Here is a 4,835-nt window from a genome sequence, read left to right as displayed (position 1 = left end):
CGACGCGGCCGGCGAGGGCGGCTCCCCGGGGCCCGCCGGCGGCGACGTTCAGCGGCACGCCGGCCGGCGCATCGGCGCGGACCCGGGCCAGGGCGGCCTCCAGTTGGGCCAACGTCGCCGGCTTGCCCCGCTCGCCTCGCACGGCCGAGTCCCCGGTGCCGAATCCAGCGAAGATCCGCCCGGGGCCGAGCTCGGCGAGCCCGCGTACCGCCGCGGCGTGGACAGCGGGCGTCCTGGTGGTCGGGTTGGTCACGTTGGACCCGATGGCGATGTGCTCGGTGACGTCCACGGCGGCCGCGATGGCGACGTAGACGTCGATGCCCGACGGCGAGTCGCACACCCCGAGCCCGTCGAGTCCACAGCGCTCTGTGGCCGCAGCGACGGCACGCGTCGTCTCGAGCGTCCGCGGCAGCCAATTGACTCGAATTCTGGGCATCGTCCCCCCAGCCGACGTCGCTCGAATGGCCGGCCCGGGTGGCCGTCCGATTCCATTGAGTCTAGTGTAATGAGACTGAGTGGAACGATCCTGCACATCGATCGCCGATGTTCCGGTGCACCGGCGAAGCCACGGATGTGATGGCTCACGGGCAGCGGTACCGTCCCGGCCATGAGCACCGTGTCAGCCACCGGTCCCGTCGTCGTCGGCGTCGACGGCTCCGAGCAGAGCAAGCAGGCCCTCCGCCTGGCGGCCGAAGAGGCCACCGCCCACTCGGCCACCCTCGAGGTCGTCCATGCGTGGAACTTCCTCGACCAGCCGGGCCCGACGTTCGACCCCGAGTACGGCGAGGACAAGGCCCGCGCCCGGGCGTCACAGATCGTCGACGAGGTGCTCGGCGACGACCGCCCGGCTGACGTCGTGGTCACCGTCGTCAACGACCACCCGGCCCCGGCCCTGGTCCACGCGTCCCAGGGCGCCCGCATGCTCGTCGTCGGGGCGCGCGGCCTCGGCGGATTCAAGGGAATGCTGCTCGGCTCGGTCAGCCAGCACCTCGTGCATCACGCCCACTGCCCCCTGCTGCTCGCCCGCTGACGGTGCCGGAACGCGAAACGGGCCGGTGTGCGCACCTCGTGCGCACACCGGCCCGTTTCGACGTCGTGGTGACTACTCCGCGGCTGCGGTGTCGGGGCGCAGGCGGTTGGTGTCGATGTGGATGCCGGGACCCATCGTCGACGACACGGTGATCTTCTTCAGGTAGCGGCCCTTCGCGGATGCCGGCTTGGCCCGGTTGAGCTCGTCGAGCACGGCGCGGAAGTTGGCCTCGAGGGCGGCCGGCTCGAAGCTGGCCTTGCCGAGCGGCACGTGGACGTTGCCGTAGCGGTCGGTCCGGTACTCGACCTTGCCGCCCTTGAACTCGCCGACCGCACGGCCGACGTCGGTGGTGACGGTGCCGGTCTTGGGGTTGGGCATCAGGCCGCGGGGGCCGAGGGCCCGGCCGAGACGGCCGACGAGCGGCATCATGTCGGGCGTGGCGATGGCGATGTCGAAGTCGAACTTGCCGGCCTCGACCTGAGCGGCGAGGTCGTCGGCGCCGACGAGGTCGGCCCCGGCGTCACGGGCCTCCTGCGCCGCAGCGCCGGCGGCGAACACGGCGACCCGCACATCCTTGCCGGTGCCCGACGGCAGAGCCACGGTGCCACGCACCATCTGGTCGGCCTTGCGGGGGTCGACGCCGAGGCGCACCGACACGTCGATGCTCTCGTCGAACGTCGCCTTCGACGTGCTCTTGGCCAACTCCAGGGCCTCGGTCGGGGTGTAGAAGTGGTCCCGGTCGAACCGCTTCAAGGAGTCGGTGAACTTCTTGCCTGCCATGTCTCGATTCCCTTCAATCGTCCGGCCTCCTCGGCCGGATCGGATCTCCCTCAGTGGTGACGTCCCCCGGGCGAGGTGCTCCCGGACGGACCAGACGTGGTGTGCGGTGCCCTCACGGATGGCGCCTGGCACCAACCGTGAGGCGGTGACGTCGTCGTCAGCCGACGACCTCGATACCCATCGAACGGGCGGTGCCGCGGACCTGCTGCTTGGCCGCTTCGAGGTCGTAGGCGTTGAGGTCGGGCATCTTGATCTCGGCGATCTCAGCGACCTGCGCCTCGGTGACCGACCCCGCCTTGGAGCGGCCCGGCTCGGTGGACGCCTTTTCGAGCCCCGCCTTCTCACGGAGCAGCACCGGCGTCGGCGGCGTCTTGAGGACGAACGAGAACGTGCGGTCCTCGAACACGGTGATCTCGACGGGCACGATCGTGCCGACCTGCGACTCCGTGGCGGCGTTGTACGCCTTGACGAAGTCCATGATCGCCACACCGTGCGGGCCGAGCGCGGTACCGACGGGCGGTGCCGGGCTCGCCTTGCCCGCGGGGATCTGGATCTTGACGATCGCCGCAACCTTCTTCTTGGCCATGACTCGTATCTACTTTCGCTTCGGCGCCCGGCGCCTGTGGTTTCGCTTCGGCGCCCGGCGCCTGTGGTTTCGCTTCGGCGCCCGGCGCCTGTGGTTTCGCTTCGGCGCCCGGCGCCTGTGGTTTCGCTTCGGCGCCCGGCGCCTGTCGTTTCGGGTTCTTCGTCTCGTGCGCTACTGGTTGGCGACGATCACAGTTTGGCGACCTGGCTGAAGTCCATCTCGACGAGCGTCTCGCGCCCGAAGATGTTGACGAGGACCTTCAGCTTCATGTGGTCGGCATTGATCTCGGCGATCTCGCCGGAGAAGTCGGCGAACGGACCTTCCTTCACGCGAACGCTCTCGCCCACCTCGTACTCGAGGCGAGGCTTGGCCCGCGGCGTGGTCTCGGCGCCGTCGCCCTTGGCGACCAGGAACGTCTGCACCTCACGCCGAGTGAGCGGAGTGGGCTTCTGGCCCTGGCGGCTCTGACCGACGAATCCGGTGACACCGGGCGTGTTGCGGATGCAGTACCAGGACTCGTCGTCCATGCGGCAACGCACCAGCAGGTAGCCGGGGAATACCTTGCGCTGCACCGTCTGCTTACGCCCGTTCTTGAACTCGACGACGTCCTCCATCGGGATGACGACCTCGAAGATCTTGTCCTCCATGTTCATGCTCTGGATGCGAGCATGCAGGTTGGCGGTGACCTTCTTCTCGTAGCCCGACTGGGTGTGCACCACGTACCACGACCCGGGACGGGTCCACGGGTCGTCGACGGGGGTCGTGTCGACGGCGGCGGTCTCGGTGTCGCCGGTCTCGCCGTCGGCGGCTTCGCCGTCGCTGGTGGCGTCGATGACGAGCGGCTGGCCGTCGTCGTCGGTGGGCACGTCGTAGCCGTCGGCGGCGGCCTCGTCGGCCTCCTCGTCAGCTTCGAGGTAGTCGGCGGGCACCACCTCGATGGCGTCCTCCTCGGCCGACTCGGTGACCCGGCTGCCGTCGTAGGCGTTCTCGATCTCGGCGTCCCCGTCGGTCTCGGCGACGGGCTCTTCGAGCGGGGCCTCCTCGACGATCACGTCGTCGTCGGTGTCGGCCACGTCGTCGGCGGCATCGAAGGTGTCGTTCATCGTGTCGTCGCTCATCCGTACAGCCATTCCGACAGGAAGCCGAAGCCGAAGTCGAGTCCGCTCACCAGGGCGGCGTACACGATGACGGTGCACACGACCACGATGGAGTACCGGACGACCTCGTCGCGGGTGGGCCAGGCCACCTTGCGCATCTCGTCGCGCACCTCACGCAGGTACTGCGGGGGCGTGGTGCGAGCGTTCTTGGCGGTGGCCGTGCGCTGGGCGCGGGTCGGCTTGCCCTGCTCGTCGAGGGCACCCATACGGCGCAGCGACCGCTTCTGCTCGCGGTTCAGATCGTCAAGTGACATTGGACTTCGGTTCGTGCTGATGGCGGCCTGGCGGCCGACCGTTGAGAGGGGCAGGGCAGGAGGGATTCGAACCCCCGACCGTCGGTTTTGGAGACCGATGCTCTGGCCAGCTGAGCTACTGCCCTCGGTGGGCCGTCCACGTTACCGTGACGACCCGGCCCCGGTGGTTACCGGGTTTCCTTGTGGACGGTGTGCTTGCGCTCGTGGGCGCAGTACTTGTTCATCTCGAGGCGCTCACGGTCGTTGATCTTCGACTTCATCGTGATGTAGTTGCGCCGCTTGCACTCGGTGCATTCGAGGGTGATCTTCACCCGCTTGTCACTCTTGGCCATCGCTGTGGTCCTTCTACCTTCGTCTTCGGGGGTTCACGGGGGCGGAGCCCCCGTGGGTCCTACTTGAGGATCTTGGTGACGCGGCCGGCGCCGACGGTGCGGCCACCCTCACGGATGGCGAAACGCAAGCCCTCGTCCATGGCGATCGGCTTACCCAGCTCGACCGTCATCGTCACGTTGTCACCAGGCATCACCATCTCGGTGCCCTCCGGCAACTCGATCGTGCCCGTCACATCCGTCGTGCGGAAGAAGAACTGCGGCCGATAATTGTTGAAGAACGGCTTGTGACGCCCACCCTCCGACGACGTCAACACATACACCTGACCCTCGAAGTTCGTGTGCGGCGTGATGCTGCCGGGCTTGCACAACACCTGCCCACGCTCCACATCCTCCTTCTTCGTGCCACGAAGAAGCGCACCGATGTTGTCACCCGCCTGACCCTCATCGAGCAGCTTGCGGAACATCTCCACACCCGTACACGTCGTCTTCTGCGTATCACGCAACCCGACGATCTCGATCTCGTCACCCGTGTGAATGATCCCCTGCTCCACCTTGCCCGTCACCACCGTGCCACGACCCGTGATCGTGAACACATCCTCGATCGGCATCAAGAACGGCTTGTCCAACTCACGCTGCGGCTCCGGAATGAAACTGTCAGCAGCAGCCATCAGCTCCATCACCTTCTCCTGCCACCCA

The 4,835-nt window shown here is 67.7% G+C and carries 8 protein-coding genes and 1 tRNA gene; 1 reads left to right on the top strand and 8 read right to left on the bottom strand.

From position 1 onward, the window contains the following. Positions 1–436: LLM class flavin-dependent oxidoreductase (locus DN771_RS28990; RefSeq protein WP_162942545.1), on the bottom strand; the 436-nt coding region annotated here is incomplete at its 3' end. 171 nt (positions 437–607) lie between these two features. Between DN771_RS28990 and DN771_RS28985 the strand changes: the two genes are divergently transcribed. Continuing rightward, the gene (locus DN771_RS28985; RefSeq protein ID WP_117001075.1) at positions 608–1,030 is read left to right on the top strand and encodes a universal stress protein; all 423 of its coding nucleotides are present in this window, start codon (positions 608–610) and stop codon (positions 1,028–1,030) included. 72 nt (positions 1,031–1,102) lie between these two features. Here the strand turns inward: DN771_RS28985 and rplA are convergent, their stop codons facing one another. The 7 genes from rplA to DN771_RS28950 all read right to left on the bottom strand — a co-directional run. Further along, positions 1,103–1,810 carry a 50S ribosomal protein L1 gene (gene rplA, locus DN771_RS28980; RefSeq protein WP_117001074.1) on the bottom strand — a complete coding sequence of 236 codons (708 nt, stop codon included), beginning with the start codon at positions 1,808–1,810 and terminating at the stop codon, positions 1,103–1,105. 157 nt (positions 1,811–1,967) lie between these two features. Then, entirely contained in the window at positions 1,968–2,396 is a 429-nt protein-coding gene (rplK, locus tag DN771_RS28975; RefSeq protein WP_117001073.1) for a 50S ribosomal protein L11, read from the bottom strand. Positions 2,397–2,584: 188 nt separating this feature from the next. Beyond that, a complete protein-coding gene (gene nusG / locus DN771_RS30775; RefSeq protein WP_240394232.1) occupies positions 2,585–3,514 on the bottom strand; it encodes a transcription termination/antitermination protein NusG in 930 nt (309 codons plus the stop codon). Beyond that, positions 3,511–3,807: a preprotein translocase subunit SecE gene (gene secE / locus DN771_RS28965; protein ID WP_205528830.1), complete on the bottom strand. Its 297-nt coding sequence runs from the start codon at positions 3,805–3,807 to the stop codon at positions 3,511–3,513. The genes nusG and secE overlap by 4 nt, the downstream gene beginning before the upstream one ends. Before the next feature lie 51 nt (positions 3,808–3,858). Continuing rightward, positions 3,859–3,932, bottom strand: a tRNA-Trp gene (locus tag DN771_RS28960). A 42-nt stretch (positions 3,933–3,974) separates the two neighbouring features. Further along, entirely contained in the window at positions 3,975–4,139 is a 165-nt protein-coding gene (gene rpmG, locus DN771_RS28955; protein ID WP_117001071.1) for a 50S ribosomal protein L33, read from the bottom strand. A gap of 59 nt (positions 4,140–4,198) precedes the next feature. Then, positions 4,199–4,835 (bottom strand): EF-Tu C-terminal domain-related protein (locus DN771_RS28950; RefSeq protein ID WP_240394231.1); only part of this gene is annotated, 637 nt, incomplete at its 5' end.

Source organism: Desertimonas flava, from assembly GCF_003426815.1.
In the GTDB taxonomy this organism is placed as follows: domain Bacteria; phylum Actinomycetota; class Acidimicrobiia; order Acidimicrobiales; family Ilumatobacteraceae; genus Desertimonas; species Desertimonas flava.
This window is presented reverse-complemented; position numbering and strand designations above follow the sequence as displayed.